Here is an 18355-nt window from a genome sequence, read left to right as displayed (position 1 = left end):
TTCTTGATTTTTCAGGTTGTGGTTTGGGACGCTAAGGTCTCATTCTTAAGGGGTGGATGGGTCATTCCTGTCCTATGGCTTCGTGAGATTTAAACTGTTGTTTGTCTAGTTGGTGCTTTTTCATTTTTCGATACAGTGTTTTACGTGACATATCCAGCAATTCTGCCGCTTCGTTTAGTTGCCCATTGGTGGCTCTGAGTCCTTCTCCTAGTATATGTCGTTCAAATTGCTCCATGCGATCTTCATAGCTGCCATTCATGTCGTCTTCGCGCTTAATGGACGCAAGGGAGGTTTCGTTGATGCCTAGTACAAATCGATCTGCTGCATTTTTTAGCTCTCGCACATTGCCTGGCCATGGATGCTGCATTAAATGATCCAAATAAGCGGGAGTCATGGTTGGTAACGGTTTGGAAAAATGCTCTGAGGCTTTGCAGGCATAATGATGAAAGAGCGGTAAAATATCCTCAGGGCGATCCCTGAGTGGTGAAATTGTCAGGCTCGCGACGTTTAATCGATAGAATAAATCTTTACGGAATTTGCCTTGTTCACCTAATAGGGCAAGATTGTCCTTACTGGCCGCAATGACGGTAAGTTCGACGGCAATCGGCGTTGTACTGCCAACACGCTCAATGGTGCGCTCTTGTAAAACACGCAATAGCTTTATTTGCACCGGAAGTGGCATGGTTTCGATTTCGTCTAAAAATAGAGTGCCGCCATTTGCCGCTTCTATTTTTCCAATATGTCGCTTGTTAGCCCCAGTAAAAGAACCCACTTCGTGGCCAAAAAGTTCGCTTTCAATCAGGCTTTCACTGATCCCACCACAGTTTATGGCGATAAATCGTCCTTTGTTGCGAAGACTAAATTGATGCAACGCGCGTGCAACCACATCTTTACCACAACCGGTTTCTCCATAAATAATGGTGTCGACATTCGCTTGCGCTAATGATGATATGTGCTGACGAATATTTTTAATGTCCGCTGATTCGCCAATAATCAGTGCTTCTAATCCTGTCTGTGCTGCAATGTTTTCTTTGAGTTTGCGGTTCTCTAAGACCAAGTGTCTTTTTTCTGCTGCACGTTGCAGTTGGTTGATGAGTTGAGCGGGCTGCAGGGGTTTTTCTAGAAAATCGTATGCACCTTCTTTCATGGCTTCTATTGCCATGGGGATGTCGCCATGGCCACTCATCAGTAAAACAGGCAGTTCATTATCCAATTCTTGAAGGCGAGCCAATAGACTTAGTCCATCCATTTTTGGCATTCGCACATCGCTTAAAATCACAGCGGAACTCTGCTTGTTTAGCGAAGCAATGGCTTTGTCTGCTCTTAGATGACTTTCGACTTGAAAGCCTTCAATTTCTAGCATTTCAGTCAAGGCTTCAATAATGGTTTGGTCGTCATCGATGATAATTATTTTTATGGTATGGTGCATTTATTTCTCTGCCTTTTTTAATTCTAAGGTGAAGCGGCTGCCGTCTTCTGGTGTTGAGGTGACTCGAATTTGGCCACCAAAGTCCTGGACGATGTTGTAGCTAATGGATAGGCCTAAGCCGAGCCCTTGACCGACTTCTTTTTGCGTGAAGAAGGGATCGAATATCTGATCTAAATTGTCTTCCTCTATTCCTATGCCAGTGTCTTTCACATCTATCATTATTTTGTCATCGTGTTCATAGACGATAATTGAAAGCTGCTTTAATGGTGAGCTGGATAAGGCATCCACGGCGTTGCTGATTAGGTTTACCATGACTTGTTCTAAGCGAATGGGTTCGGCAAGAACGAAGATCTTTGAGTCGGTAGGTTGATAACTGAGCGTGCAGTGTTGTTCTTGAATTTGATTAGACATCAACTCGATAGCATCTTGAATGACCATTTCTAAACAAACGGGTGTGAGTTCAGTGCCGGCAACGCGTGCAAACGCTTTAAGGTGCTTAGTGATGCGAGTGATTTTTGTTAATAATTGCCGAATTTTTTCTAAGCTATTTTGAGCCTTGTCTATTTGGCCTTGCTCCATATGACGCCCTGCTGTGTGTAAGTGGCTGGCAATGGCTGTCAGGGGCTGGTTTATTTCGTGAGTAATACCAACACCAAGTTGTCCTAAGGCAGCGAGTTTTCCCGCTTGTACTAATTCGTTTTGCGCCGCTTTTAATTGTGCTTCTGCAGCGACTCTTTCCTCTATTTGCGCTGCGAGTATTTGGTTGGTTCGCTCCACTTCTCTGGCGGTTTGCTGAAAGTACTGGAGGTCTCTGGCCATACTGGAGACTTCATCGTGACCAACAATGCGTATTTGTGTGTCTAATTGAGAGCTGGCAATGGCTCGCATGTTTTGTTGTAACTCAATGATTCGTTGTAGCACGTTGCGGCGCACGTAAAACCAAGAGATGGCGCAGGCGACACTTAAGCTAATCAGAGACAGCAGTAGAATATTACGAATACTGCTGTTGATGGACTTGATTGCACCTTCTAATGAGCCACGAATACTGGTGTTGGTGTAATTGGTATATTGGTTAATCTGCGCCGCTAACTGCTGAATGTGTTGTTGACTATTTTCTAGCAGAAAGCTCTGCTGATACAGCAGGTCTAGCTCTTCATTTTTCAGTTGAAATAGAGCGCCTTGACGTGAGCTCATCATAATCAAATGGAGTAATGACTGGTGCAATTCTTGAGGAACTTGAGGTAACTCGTTCAAGTACTGAGTTATTTCATCTCCTAACCTTTCTAGACGTAAAAAGGTGTAATCCAGTTCATTGAAAGAGGCGTCGTTGCTGACTTTTTCGATTAAGCCTGAAAAGTAATAGAGGCGACGCATGACTTGCTCTAATTCAGGTGTGCGATCTAGTTGATCCACTTGGGCAATCAAGCCTTCAAATAGCGGAAAGACGAATGAAGACTGTTTTGTGAGTTCAAGTCTGATGACTTCTCGTCGTTCTACGCTTTGATTTAATAGCGTGAGGCTGTTTTTGATTTGTGTAATGAGTTCAAGGAAGTAACGATTATAATCGGGCAGATTTCGCATCAGTGCATCCATTTCACTAATGGCAGCGCTCAGCGCGTTCATGGTGTTTTCTCTGGATATGGAGGCATCACTGGTGACGAGGAGGGGGGCGGTAGCCACAATGAGCCGACTTTTATCGTTGAGTCGAGCGGCCGCATCGAGACCTGGAATGTCTTGGAGTTTTAGTAAAAGAAGACGGTCACTTAGTTGTAGGTAGGTGTTCGTTGCCAATCCGCTGGCCACAATAGTAATGGATGAAATAAGCACGAAAGCCAAAAATAACCTACCGCCAATACCAATGTTGCGAAGCCAAAAAAGCGTGGGAATCCCCATCTATGTTCGTCCTGTTATTTTTATAATTAGATTCCACAATGAAAATTCTATGCCAACTATGAGGCCTGATTTTTATTGCGTTTCTGCCTATAGTGAGGACAAAAATGTCCCATCACAAGCTTTAAATAGCACACTAATCGGCGATGTGACTTATTGGCATTTATAATACTAATGAAGGCTGTATGCAGACCGAAAGTGTTTCAGTCTTGTTGTCGCACTCAGTGTTTTAACGTTACTGAGTGTCTTGATTGTTGAGCGTGATATATGAATCTGGTGAGCAGATCCACATAGAATATGGAAAAGGGGTGATGCTATAAGCCTAAATAGCCATTTATTACTCAGCCATTGATTGTTTAAAAGTGCCATATCAGCGAAAATGGCCGTATACAACTACGATTAACATGACGGGGTTTTTGATAAAGACGACGTAACGTTGGCCTTTTATAGAAAATGTAAAAACCACGCAGAACCTAAAAGAATTTTTTAATGGCAGACCAGAACTTTCTTAACGAAGTAAGTAAACGAAGAACTTTCGCGATCATATCGCACCCTGATGCGGGTAAAACAACCATCACCGAAAAGCTTTTGTTGCTTGGGCAACTTATTCAAACGGCAGGGTCTGTGAAGGGGCGTAAAGGTGATAAACACGCTACCTCTGACTGGATGGCGATGGAGAAGCAGCGCGGTATATCCATTACATCGTCAGTGATGCAGTTTCCTTATAAAGATTGCACGGTTAACTTGCTTGATACACCCGGGCACGAAGATTTCTCAGAAGACACCTACCGGACGTTAACGGCGGTTGACTCTGTGCTGATGATCATCGACGGCGCAAAAGGGGTAGAGGATCGCACCATTAAATTGATGGAGGTGTGTCGTTTGCGCGATACGCCGATTTTGACTTTCATTAATAAAATGGACCGCGATATTCGTGATCCAATTGATTTGTTGGATGAGGTGGAAGCGGTCTTAAAGATTGTGGCTGCGCCAATCACCTGGCCTATTGGTATGAGTCATTTCTTTAAAGGGGTATACAACCTTTATACGGATACGATTCACGTCTTTGTGCGTGGTCGAGGTCATACCTTAATGGATGATATTCGTATTGAAGGCTTACAATCTGATGCCGCCAAAGAATTGCTGGGTGATGATTGGGATGCGTATGTGGATGAAATTGAGTTGGTGCGTGGCGCTAGTCATGAGTTCAACCTAGAAGCGTATTTAGCGGGTAAATTGACCCCTGTGTTTTTTGGTACCGCACTGTCTAACTTCGGCGTTCGTGAAATGTTAGATGGCTTTGTTGAGTGGGCACCATCTCCCATTGACCGTGAAACAAACGGCCGTACCGTGCCAGCAGTAGAAGAGAAATTTTCTGGATTTATTTTTAAAATACAAGCCAATATGGATCCGAAACATCGTGATCGCATTGCCTTTATGAGGGTGTGTTCAGGAACGTATAGCCGTGGCATGAAAATGCGACATTGCCGTATTGGTAAGGATATCAAGGTCACTGATGCTGTTTCTTTCACAGCAGGTGATCGTGAAGGTGTTGAAGAGGCTTTTTCAGGCGATATTATTGGTTTACATAACCACGGCACCATCCAGATAGGCGACACTTTTACCGAAGGCGAAGATCTGAAATTTACGGGTATTCCTCACTTTGCGCCAGAGCTCTTTCGTCGCGTTCGCTTAAAAGACCCAATGAAGATGAAAGCATTACAAAAGGGGTTGCAGCAACTTTCTGAAGAAGGCTCGACCCAGCTATTTATGCCGCAGCGAAACAATGAGCTGATTGTTGGTGCGGTTGGTCAGTTGCAATACGAAGTGGTAGCCTATCGTTTGAAAGACGAATATAAAGTGGAATGTATTTACGAAGCGGTTAACGTTAATACAGCACGTTGGGTTGAATGTGATGACCCTAAGAAATTTGACGAATTTAAAAATAAGTGCCGAGATAATCTAGCGATTGATGGTGGTGGGCATTTAACGTATCTGGCACCAACGCGGGTGAATTTGATGATGGCAGAAGAGAAATGGCCTCAGGTTCGTTTCCGCTCGACGCGTGAACATTGATCAATACTTGACTAATTTACTAGGTTAAGAGGATAATTCATTCATTAGAACAGTTTTAGTGGTGTCAGAATGAGCATGGTTGAATCGGTTGACCCTATCGAGTTTACAGAATCGGCAGCGGCGAAGTTGCAAGCTTTGATTAAAGAAGAAGAGAATGATCGACTTATGTTGCGTGTTTATGTGACAGGAGGTGGTTGCTCTGGTTTCCAGTATGGTTTTACCTTCGATGAAGAGCATCAAGAAGACGATACTGAAGTGGTGCGTAACGGAGTGACTTTGGTTGTTGATCCTTTGAGTTTTCAATACCTCGTTGGGTCAGAAGTGGACTATAAAGAAAACTTAGAAGGCTCGCGGTTTGTTGTGCAAAACCCTAATGCCACATCTACCTGTGGTTGTGGCGCGAGTTTCAGTATCTAGTTTTTGTATTCTTGTTGCCAATCGACGGATAATAAATAGGCCCTTCATGCGAATAGTGTGAAGGGCTTTTTATTGCGTAAATTTTCACTTATGCCTTTGTGTAGAGCTTACTTGCGTGTTTGGCTCTTTCTTTTTCACTAATAATGCTCCCTTCTAATGGCTTGTGATGACCGACAAACAATAAGCCGATTTGTTTGTCCCCTAAAACGATCGGTGTTAGGGCGTTGTTTTTCGCTTTCCATATTCTTAGTCCGAAAGTTTGAGGGGGAATATTTTTTTCATTTATTATTCGGCTTTGATTTATGTGAGCGTAAAGCGGCGATAGTTGATCTGGTTCACCATCTTGGTCAAGCATGATGTGATGATGGGTTATTTGTTGGCTAAGGAATTCTGGTGGATAAGGTGTGCGCAAAACAGGTAACCAGCTTTCTTTTTGGAACGTACGAAAGAAGTCGGGGGCTTCTGGTGATCCGTTGTGAGGTGACACAAGTAATGTCATTTCAACAGGAATTCCATAGGAAGGTTTGACTGGAATATGAAATATCAGCTGCTTTGCTGGTGGGCGCTGATGTATTTCTGGTGTTATGTAGCCAACTACTTTTTTGTCCTTCTCTGCGTTTATAGGAGGGACTTGTAAAAATAATTGCCAACTCTTTAAGTCTAGATTGAGCTCTTCTGGAGAGTGTAGGTGAAGGTTAGCGTTTATTATATGTTGTAATGTGTGCTCAATAAGGTTGGCGAAAACGCTTGTTGAGGCGGTGAGTTGTGTTTTAGCTTGGCTATCTAGGTGTATTTCCTTTACTTGATGCGCTGCAGAGCTTAGATCAACAGAGTCTTTATTGCTGATTGTAGGGCGATATTTGGCTCTAGAAATCAACTTTTTCTCATTCGACTGAGTACTGGCCCTATTGAGCGCCTCTATAAATAGCATTAGTACGGCTCCTTTGTTAGCTGTCAAAGGTATCGGCCGTTATTTTGAAGAGTTTAGAGATAGTCTGTTTTTCGTACAAAAAGACTATCTCAGTTTCGGTTTTAGCGTAGTAGGTTAGACAGTTTTGGGTTTGCTTCTAACGCTGCGCGGTAAAAAAGTGCGACTTTGCCAATGGTTTGAACTGTTTCGCATTTCATTATTTTGCTGATTTCTGCAATAAGTGCGCTACGGACTTCACGATCCATGATGCTGATGCGTACTTTAATGAGTTCGTGGTCTTCAAGTGCGCGGTCAATTTCTGTTAATACGGTTTCTGTTAAGCCGTTGCCTGCTATCATGACCACTGGGTTAAGTGCGTGACCAATTAGGCGATATTGCTTTTTTTGGGCGTTTGTAATGCTCATAGTAAAATTTTCTCATATTAGTTGACCCTCTTTATTGGAGGCTTTAGAGGTTAAGCGATATTATAGCGGAATATTGACTGATTTAGGTATGATGAAAACGTGGCAAGATCAAAAAGTAGTAATAGTTGGATGAAGGAACATTTTGACGATCCGTATGTCAAAAAATCCCAACAAGATGGTTATCGCTCTAGGGCCAGTTATAAACTGATGGAGATTAACGATAAAGATAAATTGTTTAGACCTGCTATGCGTGTTGTTGACTTAGGTGCGGCGCCGGGTGGATGGTCTCAAGTGGCGGCGAAATTGGTGGGTGATAAGGGCACTGTTGTGGCCTCGGATATTTTGGAAATGTCACCTTTGGCTGGTGTAAGTTTTGTTCAAGGGGATTTTACTGAACAAGAAGTATACGAGGCAATCTTGGCTGAGATTGGAGATGAGAAAGCGGATCTTGTAATTTCAGATATGGCCCCCAATATGAGTGGTAACAGTTCTGCAGATCAGCCACAAGCCATGTATCTTGTAGAGCTTGCGTTGGACATGGCGGCTCAAGTGTTGCGTCCAGGTGGGAATTTTTTGGTGAAAGTGTTTCAGGGTGAAGGGTTTGAAGAATACCTCAAAACCATGCGGGCTCAATTTGATTCCGTTATAACGCGTAAGCCGGATGCGTCGCGAGCCAGAAGTCGCGAAGTTTACTTATTAGGAAGACAATATAAAGGTTAATGAGAGATGTTCTGGTATTATGACCAGAGACATTAAAAATAACCGTTTAGAGGTGTGCTCTTGAACGATATGATGAAAAATATACTGTTGTGGTTGGTGATTGCTGCTGTGCTACTGACAGTTTTTAATAATTTTAATACGACAGCTGATACCAATCGAATCACTTATTCTGAATTTGTGAAAGAGGTTCAGGATGGACGAATAGCGAAAGTCGTTGTTGAGGGCTATACCATTAGTGGTACCCGTACTAGCGGCGACACGTTTGATACGGTTCGTCCTGCCGCAGCAGACCCTAAAATAATGGATGATCTGCTTACTAATAATGTTGTTGTAGAGGGTCGTTTACCTGAACAGCAAAGTATTTGGACCCAATTGCTGGTCGCTAGTTTTCCTATTCTTCTTATTCTTGCGATTTTCATGTTTTTCATGCGCCAGATGCAGGGTGGCGGTGGCGGTAAAGGTGGACCAATGTCTTTTGGTAAGTCTAAAGCGCGTCTTTTACCAGAGGATCAGATTAAAACTACTTTTGCAGATGTCGCTGGTTGTGATGAAGCGAAAGAAGATACATCAGAGTTGGTGGACTTTCTTCGTGAGCCAAGTAAATATCAACGCCTAGGCGGTAAAATACCTCGCGGTATTTTGATGTGTGGTCCTCCGGGTACTGGTAAAACCTTGCTTGCTAAAGCGATCGCAGGTGAAGCGAAAGTGCCGTTTTTTACCATATCTGGTTCTGACTTCGTCGAAATGTTTGTTGGTGTGGGTGCGTCGCGTGTTCGTGATATGTTTGAACAAGCGAAAAAGCATGCGCCATGCATAATTTTCATTGATGAAATTGATGCGGTAGGTCGTAATCGTGGTTCCGGTATGGGCGGCGGTAATGATGAGCGTGAGCAAACGTTAAACCAACTGTTGGTTGAAATGGATGGTTTTGAAGGTAACGAAGGTATTATCGTTATTGCAGCGACTAACCGTCCAGATGTATTGGATCCGGCATTGTTGCGTCCTGGTCGTTTTGATCGTCAGGTACAAGTTGGTTTGCCGGATATTCGTGGTCGCGAACAGATTTTGAAGGTGCATTTGCGTAAAGTGCCTTGTGATGATGATGTTGAGCCAAAAAACATCGCTCGCGGTACGCCTGGTTTCTCTGGTGCGGATTTAGCTAACTTGGTTAACGAAGCTGCGTTATTTGCAGCGCGCTCAAATCGCCGTTTGGTGAATATGGAGCAGCTTGAACTGGCAAAAGATAAAATCCTCATGGGTGCCGAGCGCAAAACCATGGTGATGAGTGATAAAGAAAAATTAAACACGGCTTACCATGAAGCGGGTCATACTATTGTTGGTTACTTAATGCCAGAGCATGATCCTGTGTATAAAGTCTCTATTATTCCTCGTGGACGCGCTCTTGGTGTCACTATGTATTTGCCAGAAGAAGATAAATACAGCGTGAGTAAAACAGGGCTTGAGAGTCAGGTTTGTAGTCTTTATGGCGGTCGTATTGCGGAAGAGATTGTGCACGGTTTCGATGGTGTATCTACCGGAGCGTCAAATGATATTGAACGTGCTACGAGTATTGCTCGTAACATGGTAACTAAGTGGGGCTTGTCTGCGAAGCTTGGTCCATTTGCTTATGAAGAAGACGATAATAATAGTGGCGGTTATATTGCTGGGCCAACGGGCAGTAAAGCCAATTATTTCTCACCTGAAACAGGGAAAATAATTGACGCTGAAGTCCAAGATATTATTAGCCGTTGTTACGTGAAAGCGACAGAAATACTGCATGAACATCGCTCTAAGCTGGAAGTGATGGCTGAAGCTTTGATGCAGTATGAAACGATAGATGCTAAGCAAATCAAAGAGATTATGGATGGTAAAAAGCCTTCCGCGCCTGAAGGTTGGTCTGATCCAGGGGCTAACTCACCAAAAGGCGATGAAACTGAATCAACTGATGAGACGTCTTCATCAGAAGTGGGTTCGGATGATCAAGATGAAACTCCAAATCAAACACCTAAACCTGCGAGTGAATAACTTGTGTTGTTGATTTTTGATGTGGTCTTTTCATGTCGTTAATGTCCTTTGGGGACAAGTCGTTAGACTTGTCCCTTCCTCATGTTATGGGGATACTAAATATTACTCCTGATTCCTTTTCCGATGGAGGTGTTTTTAATTCCTTGGATAGTGCTTTGCGGCAATCTGAAAAAATGATTCAAGAAGGCGCTAGTATTATTGATGTTGGAGGGGAGTCAACTCGCCCAGGGGCTGTCTCTGTTGGTACTCAGCAAGAGCTTGATCGTGTTTTGCCTGTTATTGATGCAATTAAGCGGCGGTTCGATATTATTGTGTCGGTTGATACCAGTACGGCTGAGGTGATTCGAGGGGCTGCGGAATTAGGTGCAGGTCTAATTAATGATGTTCGAGCGCTTGAGCGAGAAGGGGCGTTGCTTGCAGCTGCAAAGGCTCATTTACCAATTTGTTTGATGCATATGAAAGGTATGCCAAAAACGATGCAAGATGCTCCTGAGTATGTGCAAGTGCTGGATGATGTTGCGGATTATTTAATGTCACGAGTCATAGAGTGTGAGTCCGTTGGTATTGCTCGTTCTCATTTGATTTTGGATCCAGGCATTGGATTTGGTAAAGTGCTTTCCCATAATTTATCATTGCTAAATCATATCGAAAAAATTAAAAAACTAGGATTTGACGTTCTTATTGGTCTTTCTAGAAAGACCATGATCGGGGATGTATTAAATCTACCAGTTGAAGAGCGTCTGTATGGCACGATGGGAGCAAATGCTTCTGCCTATTCAAAGGGTGCTCGTATCTTTAGGGTTCATGATGTTAGGCCACATGTTGAAATGCTGGCACTAATGTCTCGTATTGAGAGAGAAGTTTAATGCGTAAATATTTTGGTACAGATGGAATTCGTGGGAAAGTGGGTACGGCGCCCATTACGCCAGAGTTTATGCTTAAGTTAGGCTGGGCAGCAGGGCAAGTTTTTAAAGAAAACGATAAGAAAATTCTAATCGGTAAAGATACGCGTATTTCTGGTTATATGTTCGAGTCTGCGCTTGAGGCTGGTATTGTCGCGGCAGGGGCTGATGTTCGTTTGGTTGGTCCAATGCCAACACCTGCAATTGCGTACTTGACGCGTACTTTTCGTGCTAGTGCGGGGATTGTTATTAGTGCATCTCATAATCCTTACACCGATAATGGTATTAAGTTTTTCTCTGCGCAAGGTGGCAAAATTTCCGACGAAGTGGAAGAGCGGATAGAATACTTTCTTGAGCAGTCTATGGTTGTTGTTGAATCTAGTCTTATTGGGCGAGCGAAGCGCATCGAAGATGCAGCAGGGCGTTACATTGAATACTGTAAGGGTACTTTTCCCATTGGCTTGCAGTTAAGTGGCTTAAAAATAGTGGTTGATTGCGCGGATGGTGCAACATACCACGTTGCGCCTCGTGTGTTTTCGGAATTGGGCGCAGAAGTGATTTCTATTGGTGTTAATCCGGATGGATTGAATATCAATGAATTCAGTGGTGCAACAAAACCTGAGTTGTTACGTAAAAATGTTTTGGCTGAAGAGGCTGATCTTGGAATTGCTCTAGACGGTGATGGAGATCGATTAATATTAGTTGACCGACATGGTGTGGTTCGTGATGGTGATGATATTCTTTATATTATTGCGAATCACCTGATGCGAACTGGGCGCTTTAGTGGAGGAGTTGTTGGTACCTTGATGAGTAATTTCGGTTTAGAGCTAGCGTTCTCTGAAACGGGAATTGGCTTTAGTCGTGCTGCTGTTGGTGATCGCTATGTTAATGAAAAGTTAGAGCAGCATGGTTGGTTGTTAGGTGGCGAGCCATCGGGTCATATTGTGTGTAAGTCTATTACGACAACTGGCGATGGTATTATTGCCGCGCTTCAAGTGCTTAGGGCTATGATCGAAGAAGATAAAGATTTAGATGAGCTTCTTGTCGGTTTAGTTAAGTTTCCTCAGAAATTAAAAAACATTCGTGTGGCAAAGCGTTTTGTACCAAATGAAGAGCCCGCATTACAGAAAGCTATAGCGGTTGCTAATGAGCGTTTGAATGGTTTGGGGCGTGTTCTGCTAAGGGCCTCCGGAACCGAGCCTTTGATTCGAGTTATGGTTGAAGGTAGAGATGATGAGACGGTTGATGAGCTTGTTGATTATCTGGTTGAAGAAGTTAAATCGGTTGTTTCCAAAAAAATGAGTGTATAAAGCAAACTTTATGTGCTGAATAATAATAAATACTTGAAACCAAAGAGGGCTTTTCATAGAATGGGCGCCTCGAATTTAGGGGTTAGGATATGATTCGTCAAAAGATTGTGGCTGGTAACTGGAAAATGAATGGCTCAAAAGAGTCTATTCTTTCACTGATTGGCGGCTTGCTTGAGATGGACGGTTCTAGCTCTGAGGTGGTTGTTGCTCCTTCTTTTCCTTATTTATCTCAGGTTAACGACTTAATAAGTGGCGGTAGTGTTATGTTGGCTGCCCAAAATGTTAGTCATGAGTTAAAAGGTGCCTACACAGGAGAAGTATCTGCTTCTATGTTGGGTGACTTTGGGGTCAAGTATGTATTGCTTGGTCACTCGGAGCGACGTTCACTTTATGGCGAAACCGATGACATTGTTGCCTCCAAAGTGAAAACGGTGCTGGATTTTGGTTTTGTGCCAATGTTGTGTATCGGTGAGACGTTAGTCGAACGCGAATCAGGTAAGACACTAGATGTTTGCGAACGTCAGATTCAAGCTGTTATTGATGTGGTTGGTATTGCCGCTTTTGAACAGATGGCAATTGCCTATGAGCCAGTTTGGGCAATAGGGACTGGTTTGTCAGCAAGTGCTGAGCAGGCGCAAGAAATACATCAATCAATTAGAGCCTTTTTGGCTAAATCATCAGAGTCTGTATCTCAAAAAGTGCAAATTTTGTATGGTGGAAGTGTTAAAGCATCAACCAGCTCGGCTTTATTCAAAATGCCTGACGTGGATGGTGCTCTTGTTGGTGGTGCATCTCTTGATGCGAAAGAATTTATAGCGATAGTAAAGGCAGCGGGTTAATTGATGGAAGCACTTATTTTAGTTTTGCATGTACTAGCGGCGGTAGCTATTATCGCGTTGGTTTTGTTACAGCAAGGTAAAGGTGCAGACGCTGGTGCCTCTTTTGGTGGTGGCGGTGCGTCCCAGACAGTATTTGGGAGTCAAGGTGGTAGTAGTTTTTTTGGAAAGATGACTGCGCTTTTTGCATTGGTTTTCTTTTTGACGAGCTTTGGTTTGGCTTTTTATGCCAGCCAGCAAGCAAAAAATGTTTCTGGTGCGCTTGATTATGTTCCTTCGGCTCCTCAAGTCGAAGAAACGGTAGGGTTGCCTGAGTTGGGTGGCAGCAGTAAAAAAGCAACATCGGATATTCCAGTAACTGAATAGTCTTTGACTTTGGTGTATTTGGATAATCGTTTTATTGTTTGATAAAAGTGTTTTGCGGATGTGGCGGAATTGGTAGACGCGCCACCTTGAGGGGGTGGTGAGCTTTGCTCGTGGGGGTTCGAGTCCCCCCATCCGCACCAATCTTGAATTGATATTGTATTTTGTGTATGATGTCGACATATTGATGTAGGGCAATCTGGTTTGTCGAGTTTTAAGCTTCTGTATAGAAACTTTTCTCATGGTTTTCCTTTTTAGGTATCCGCACCAGTTTGTTCTTAGTGTTAAGTGTCAGGATTGACGACCTTCATTATTGAAGGATGCTCTCTCAATTTTTATTGGGTCGAGTGCTGAGAACCCCTATATGGGGTTTTTTGTTATCTACACTGTTACTGTTTATAAACGGAAATGGGCCTTGAGCCCGTTTTTTATTTCTGGGTTCTACAAAATTGGTTTTCGGAGAAAACGATTGTCAGCAAAATATACGATTTTAGAAGAACTAATTCGACCGGTCGTTGAAGGTTTAGGGTTTGAGTTTTGGGGTATGGAATACTTGTCTTTAGGTAAAGATTCTGTGCTTCGTATTTTTATTGAAACAGATGCTGAAAAAGGAATTGATGTAGAAGATTGCGCCCGAGTCAGTCGTCAAGTTAGTTCTATTCTAGATGTTGAGGACCCAATTACAGGGGAATACAACCTAGAAGTGTCATCACCAGGTTTAGATCGGCCTTTATTTAGTTTGGCTCAGTATCAAGCGTATATCGGTTCTATTGTCGCTTTACGTTTACGTGTGCCTTTTGATGGCCGCCGTAAATTTAAAGGGCAACTAATGGGGATCGAAAGCGAAGATATTGTTATTCGTGTAGATCAAGAAGAATACTTGTTGCCGATTGATTTAATCGATAAGGCAAATGTTGTTCCACAATTTTAAATATTAACCTTGAAGAGAGGCTAAAAGGATGAGCAAAGAAATTCTTTTGGTAGTCGAAGCCGTTTCCAACGAGAAAGATGTTCCGAAACAAGTTATTTTCGAAGCCGTTGAAATTGCTTTAGCTAGTGCTGCCAAACGCCGTTTTGAAGAAGATGCATTAATTCGCGTCTCTATTGATCAGCGTACAGGCGACTATAAAACCTACCGTCAGTGGAATATTGTCGCAGACGAAGATTACTCCACTCCAGCTTCAGAATTAACGATAGACGATTCTGAAGAACAAAATCTCGGCATTGATATTGGCGGGATTTACGAAGAAGAAGTGGAGTCTGAAATATTTGGCCGCATTGCTGCGCAAACAGCAAAACAAGTTATCGTGCAAAAAGTACGTGAAGCTGAGCGCGCTAAAATGGTGGCTTTGTATACTGAGAAGGTGGGCAAACTTGTTCACGGTCAAGTGAAGAAAGTGACCCGTGATAGCTTGATTGTAGATCTTGGTGAAAATGCAGAAGCGTCATTACCTAAAGATCAGTTAATTGGGCGTGAAAGCTTCCGAATGAATGATCGAATTCGTGCTTTGTTACTTGAAATTCGTGAAGACAGCCGCGGTGCGCAATTGATTCTTTCTCGTAACTCACCTACGTTCATGATTGAGTTATTCCGCCTTGAAGTGCCGGAAATCGCTGAAGAAATAATTGAAATTCGAAGCGCATCACGAGATCCAGGTCTTCGTGCAAAAATTGCAGTCAAGACAAATGACCGTCGTATTGACCCGATTGGTGCGTGTGTTGGTATGCGCGGCGCCCGAGTTCAGGCGGTTTCTAATGAGATGAATGGCGAACGCGTAGATATCGTGCTTTGGGATGATAATCCAGCTCAATTGGTTATTAATGCCATGTCGCCTGCGGAAGTGGATTCTATCGTCATAGACGAAGATGCGCATTCTATGGATGTTGCAGTTAAGAGCGATAATCTAGCTCAAGCAATTGGCCGTAACGGCCAGAACGTTCGTTTGGCTTCTACGCTTACCGGTTGGTCTTTAAATGTAATGACTAGCGAAGACGCTGAAGCTAAGCAACAAGAAGAATCACAAAAACTGATTGATATCTTTGTTACTGGGTTAGACATTGACGATGATTTAGCCATTCAAATGGTTGATGAGGGGTTTTCCTCTCTCGAAGAAGTCGCTTATATCCCAATGGAAGAGATGTTAGACATTGACGGATTTGATGAGGATTTAGTAAACGAGCTGCGTTCACGAGCAAAAGAGGCCTTGTTAAATCAAGCGCTTCAAGCGGAAGAGCAATTAGACGGTGCCAAGCCTGCTGCTGATTTATTAGCAATGGAAGGAATGGATAATCATCTTGCTTTGGTGCTTGCTTCTATAGGGGTGGTTACTATGGAAGATTTGGCTGAACAATCAGTTGATGAGTTGCTTGATGTTGAAGGCATGACAGAAGCGCGTGCGGCCAGTCTTATTTTGACGGCTCGTGCACCTTGGTTTGCTGAATCTGAATAAAATCTGAGTACATAAGGGGGAACTTAATGACAGTTCAAACCGTAAAGATACTATCCGAGTTGGTAAATACGCCAGTCGATAAGCTACTAACTCAGATGAAAGACGCTGGGCTTCCTCAAACGAGTGCAAGCCAAGAAGTCTCTGAAGTTGAAAAGCAAACCTTGTTGAATTTTTTGAAACGTCAACATGGTGAAGAAAGTGATAGCAGCCAGCGTATTACTCTACAACGTAAAACAACAAGTACGTTGTCTCGTGACGGCGGGAAAGCAGTAAATGTTGCTGTGAAAAAAAAGCGTACTTATGTAAAACGCGATGACGTTGATGAAGAGGCTCAAAAGCAGGAAGAGCTGCTTGCCAAACGTCTTGTAGAAGAGCAGGCTGCAGAAGAAGCGCGTTTAGAAGAAGAGCGTAAGCTAGAAAAAGAGAAGGCAGTCAAGGCTCAGGCTGAGGCTGAAGAAAAAGCGCGTCAAGAAGCAGTTGCAAGTACAGTCGCAGCAAAAGCTGGCGCGGTAAATGATACGGAGCAGAATGTCTCCGGTACAGGAGCGGCAGAACCCGTGGAATCACCTAAGCAGCCAAAAGCAGCCAAAAAAGTGTCTCAGCCAGCGATGGAAAATAAGAAACCAGCGGCGGCGCCTAAAGGTAAAAAAGGGCCAGTTAGACATGACAACGATAAAGATAAAGAAAAGCCTCGTGGTCGTAATAACCCAGAAAACAAACGCACCTCTCGCGTTAATGTAAATGGCGATGATGAGTTTTCTCGTCGTGGTAAGTTGGGTCGTAAAGGTAAAAAACCGTCTAAACAAGAACATGGTTTCCAAAAGCCTACTGCTAAAATGATTCACGAAGTGGCATTGCCAGAAAGTATCACTGTTGCTGATCTTGCTGAAAAAATGGCAGTGAAAGGCGCAGAAGTTATTAAAATCATGTTTAAAATGGGCGCAATGGCGACTATTAACCAAACAATTGATCGTGAAACAGCAACTCTAGTTGTCGAGGAAATGGGTCATACCGTTAGACTCATCGACGAAAATGCGGTCGAAAACGATATGATTGGCGCGATTGATTACGAGGGTGAAGCGATTAAACGTGCCCCTGTTGTAACGGTTATGGGTCATGTAGACCATGGTAAAACATCGTTGCTTGATTATATCCGTACAACACGAGTTGCGGCGGGTGAATCAGGTGGTATTACACAGCATATCGGTGCGTACCATGTTGAAACTCCACATGGCATGGTGAGCTTTTTAGACACACCTGGACACGCTGCATTTACTTCTATGCGTGCTCGTGGTGCTAAAGCAACGGATATTGTTATCCTTGTTTGTGCTGCCGACGATGGTGTAATGCCACAAACGATTGAAGCTATTCAGCATTCACGTGCTGCTGGCGTACCAATGGTTGTCGCTATCACTAAGATAGACAAAGAAGGTGCTGACCTTGATCGTGTTAAAAACGAATTAGTCGCACAAGAAGTTGTTCCGGAAGAATGGGGCGGTGATGTTCAGTTTGTTGGCGTTTCTGCGAAGTCTGGTGAAGGTATTGAAGCGCTTTTAGAAGCGGTTCTACTACAGTCTGAAGTGCTTGAGTTAACCGCTGTTCCTAGCTCTCCAGGCAAAGGTGTGGTTGTTGAATCTCGCCTTGACCGTGGACGTGGTTCCGTTGCTACTGTGTTGGTTCAGAATGGTACTTTACGTAAAGGCGATATTGTTCTTGCTGGTCTACAAATGGGCCGTGTTCGTGCCTTGTTAGATGAAAATGGCAAATCAATTGACGAGGCCGGACCATCTATTCCTGTTGAAATCTTAGGTCTTGATGGCACGCCTGAAGCGGGTGAAGAATTCATCGTTGTTTCAGATGAGCGTAAAGCACGCGAAGTTGCTAATTTCCGCCAAGGAAAATATCGCGAAGTGCGTTTTGCTCGTCAGCATTCTGCTAAATTAGAGAATTTGTTCTCTGAAATGGGCAAAGACGAAGTTCGTACTTTGAACGTAGTTTTAAAAGCGGATGTTCGTGGTTCTCTTGAGGCTTTGATTAAGTCATTGACTGACATGAATACAGACGAAGTGAAAGTGAATGTTGTGTCTAGCGGCGTAGGTGGTATCACTGAAACCGACGCAACATTAGCACTTGCTTCTGATGCCGTTATCTTTGGTTTTAATGTTCGTGCTGATAACTCTGCTAAGCAGTTTATCGAACGTGAGAGCATTGATCTTCGTTACTACAGCATTATCTATAACATCATTGATGATGTTAAGTCTGCGTTGTCAGGCATGTTGTCTCCAGACCTACGTGAAGATATTAAAGGTACTGCCGAAGTTCGTGATGTATTCCGTTCGCCTAAGTTTGGTTTGATTGCCGGCTGTATGGTTGTCGAAGGTACGGTATTCCGTAATAAGCAGATTCGTGTTCTACGTGACGATGTGGTTATTTATGAAGGTGAACTTGAGTCTCTTCGTCGCTTTAAAGACGTCGTGAATGAAGTTAGCCGCGGTATGGAATGTGGTATCGGTGTGAAAAACTACAACGATGTCAAAGTAGGCGATAAGATCGAGGTTTTTGAAACCGTCGAAGTTGCGCGTACGCTTTAATAGGAAAAATC

Annotated in this window: 15 protein-coding genes and 1 tRNA gene; 12 read left to right on the top strand and 4 right to left on the bottom strand. The window is 43.4% G+C overall.

Translation table 11 applies throughout. From position 1 onward, the window contains the following. Positions 1 to 61: 61 nt before the first annotated feature. Both M3I01_RS13860 and M3I01_RS13855 read right to left on the bottom strand, forming a co-directional pair. Entirely contained in the window at positions 62 to 1429 is a 1368-nt protein-coding gene (locus M3I01_RS13860; protein ID WP_255896472.1) for a sigma-54-dependent transcriptional regulator, read from the bottom strand. Further along, a complete protein-coding gene (locus tag M3I01_RS13855; RefSeq protein ID WP_275565141.1) occupies positions 1430 to 3322 on the bottom strand; it encodes an ATP-binding protein in 1893 nt (630 codons plus the stop codon). Between the two features lie 486 nt (positions 3323 to 3808). Between M3I01_RS13855 and M3I01_RS13850 the strand changes: the two genes are divergently transcribed. Together M3I01_RS13850 and erpA are read left to right on the top strand one after the other, a co-directional pair. Then, the gene (locus M3I01_RS13850) at positions 3809 to 5395 is read left to right on the top strand and encodes a peptide chain release factor 3 (protein WP_275565140.1); all 1587 of its coding nucleotides are present in this window, start codon (positions 3809 to 3811) and stop codon (positions 5393 to 5395) included. Between the two features lie 69 nt (positions 5396 to 5464). Continuing rightward, positions 5465 to 5812, top strand: coding sequence for an iron-sulfur cluster insertion protein ErpA (erpA, locus tag M3I01_RS13845; RefSeq protein ID WP_255896469.1), 348 nt, complete (start codon positions 5465 to 5467; stop codon positions 5810 to 5812). A gap of 88 nt (positions 5813 to 5900) precedes the next feature. Here the strand turns inward: erpA and M3I01_RS13840 are convergent, their stop codons facing one another. Next, on the bottom strand, positions 5901 to 6743 hold the full coding sequence (locus tag M3I01_RS13840) for a hypothetical protein (protein WP_255896468.1): 843 nt from the start codon (positions 6741 to 6743) through the stop codon (positions 5901 to 5903). 101 nt (positions 6744 to 6844) lie between these two features. Beyond that, positions 6845 to 7147, bottom strand: coding sequence for a YhbY family RNA-binding protein (locus tag M3I01_RS13835; RefSeq protein ID WP_255896467.1), 303 nt, complete (start codon positions 7145 to 7147; stop codon positions 6845 to 6847). A gap of 99 nt (positions 7148 to 7246) precedes the next feature. Between M3I01_RS13835 and rlmE the strand changes: the two genes are divergently transcribed. From rlmE to infB, 10 genes are all read left to right on the top strand, one after another. Further along, positions 7247 to 7867, top strand: coding sequence for a 23S rRNA (uridine(2552)-2'-O)-methyltransferase RlmE (gene rlmE / locus M3I01_RS13830; protein ID WP_112136851.1), 621 nt, complete (start codon positions 7247 to 7249; stop codon positions 7865 to 7867). Positions 7868 to 7927: 60 nt separating this feature from the next. Continuing rightward, positions 7928 to 9892 (top strand): ATP-dependent zinc metalloprotease FtsH, encoded by a 1965-nt coding sequence (gene ftsH / locus M3I01_RS13825; RefSeq protein ID WP_275565139.1) that lies wholly within the window; start codon positions 7928 to 7930, stop codon positions 9890 to 9892. A gap of 32 nt (positions 9893 to 9924) precedes the next feature. Then, positions 9925 to 10758, top strand: a complete 834-nt coding sequence (gene folP, locus M3I01_RS13820; protein WP_255896466.1) for a dihydropteroate synthase — start codon at positions 9925 to 9927, stop codon at positions 10756 to 10758. Then, on the top strand, positions 10758 to 12104 hold the full coding sequence (gene glmM, locus M3I01_RS13815; protein WP_255896464.1) for a phosphoglucosamine mutase: 1347 nt from the start codon (positions 10758 to 10760) through the stop codon (positions 12102 to 12104). The genes folP and glmM overlap by 1 nt, the downstream gene beginning before the upstream one ends. A gap of 89 nt (positions 12105 to 12193) precedes the next feature. Continuing rightward, positions 12194 to 12943: a triose-phosphate isomerase gene (gene tpiA, locus M3I01_RS13810; protein WP_255896463.1), complete on the top strand. Its 750-nt coding sequence runs from the start codon at positions 12194 to 12196 to the stop codon at positions 12941 to 12943. Positions 12944 to 12946: 3 nt separating this feature from the next. Then, entirely contained in the window at positions 12947 to 13306 is a 360-nt protein-coding gene (gene secG, locus M3I01_RS13805; RefSeq protein WP_255896462.1) for a preprotein translocase subunit SecG, read from the top strand. A gap of 54 nt (positions 13307 to 13360) precedes the next feature. Beyond that, positions 13361 to 13446: transfer RNA gene (locus tag M3I01_RS13800), tRNA-Leu, on the top strand. 326 nt (positions 13447 to 13772) lie between these two features. Then, positions 13773 to 14234, top strand: a complete 462-nt coding sequence (gene rimP / locus M3I01_RS13795) for a ribosome maturation factor RimP (protein WP_255896461.1) — start codon at positions 13773 to 13775, stop codon at positions 14232 to 14234. Positions 14235 to 14262: 28 nt separating this feature from the next. Further along, the gene (nusA, locus tag M3I01_RS13790; protein WP_255896460.1) at positions 14263 to 15753 is read left to right on the top strand and encodes a transcription termination factor NusA; all 1491 of its coding nucleotides are present in this window, start codon (positions 14263 to 14265) and stop codon (positions 15751 to 15753) included. 26 nt (positions 15754 to 15779) lie between these two features. Beyond that, the gene (infB, locus tag M3I01_RS13785) at positions 15780 to 18344 is read left to right on the top strand and encodes a translation initiation factor IF-2 (protein ID WP_255896459.1); all 2565 of its coding nucleotides are present in this window, start codon (positions 15780 to 15782) and stop codon (positions 18342 to 18344) included. The last annotated feature ends 11 nt before the right edge of the window (positions 18345 to 18355 follow it).

The sequence above is a fragment of the Marinomonas maritima genome (assembly GCF_024435075.2).
Lineage (GTDB): Bacteria > Pseudomonadota > Gammaproteobacteria > Pseudomonadales > Marinomonadaceae > Marinomonas > Marinomonas maritima.
This window is presented reverse-complemented; position numbering and strand designations above follow the sequence as displayed.

What these genes read in the sequence shown, in the direction of transcription:
- tpiA (WP_255896463.1), top strand. Translation starts at nt 12,194, where the DNA reads ATGATTCGTCAAAAGATTGTGGCTGGTAACTGGAAAATGAATGGCTCA.
- M3I01_RS13855 (WP_275565141.1), bottom strand. Translation starts at nt 3,322, where the DNA reads ATGGGGATTCCCACGCTTTTTTGGCTTCGCAACATTGGTATTGGCGGT.
- infB (WP_255896459.1), top strand. Translation starts at nt 15,780, where the DNA reads ATGACAGTTCAAACCGTAAAGATACTATCCGAGTTGGTAAATACGCCA.
- glmM (WP_255896464.1), top strand. Translation starts at nt 10,758, where the DNA reads ATGCGTAAATATTTTGGTACAGATGGAATTCGTGGGAAAGTGGGTACG.
- M3I01_RS13850 (WP_275565140.1), top strand. Translation starts at nt 3,809, where the DNA reads ATGGCAGACCAGAACTTTCTTAACGAAGTAAGTAAACGAAGAACTTTC.
- M3I01_RS13860 (WP_255896472.1), bottom strand. Translation starts at nt 1,429, where the DNA reads ATGCACCATACCATAAAAATAATTATCATCGATGACGACCAAACCATT.
- folP (WP_255896466.1), top strand. Translation starts at nt 9,925, where the DNA reads ATGTCGTTAATGTCCTTTGGGGACAAGTCGTTAGACTTGTCCCTTCCT.
- secG (WP_255896462.1), top strand. Translation starts at nt 12,947, where the DNA reads ATGGAAGCACTTATTTTAGTTTTGCATGTACTAGCGGCGGTAGCTATT.
- erpA (WP_255896469.1), top strand. Translation starts at nt 5,465, where the DNA reads ATGAGCATGGTTGAATCGGTTGACCCTATCGAGTTTACAGAATCGGCA.
- M3I01_RS13835 (WP_255896467.1), bottom strand. Translation starts at nt 7,147, where the DNA reads ATGAGCATTACAAACGCCCAAAAAAAGCAATATCGCCTAATTGGTCAC.
- M3I01_RS13840 (WP_255896468.1), bottom strand. Translation starts at nt 6,743, where the DNA reads ATGCTATTTATAGAGGCGCTCAATAGGGCCAGTACTCAGTCGAATGAG.
- nusA (WP_255896460.1), top strand. Translation starts at nt 14,263, where the DNA reads ATGAGCAAAGAAATTCTTTTGGTAGTCGAAGCCGTTTCCAACGAGAAA.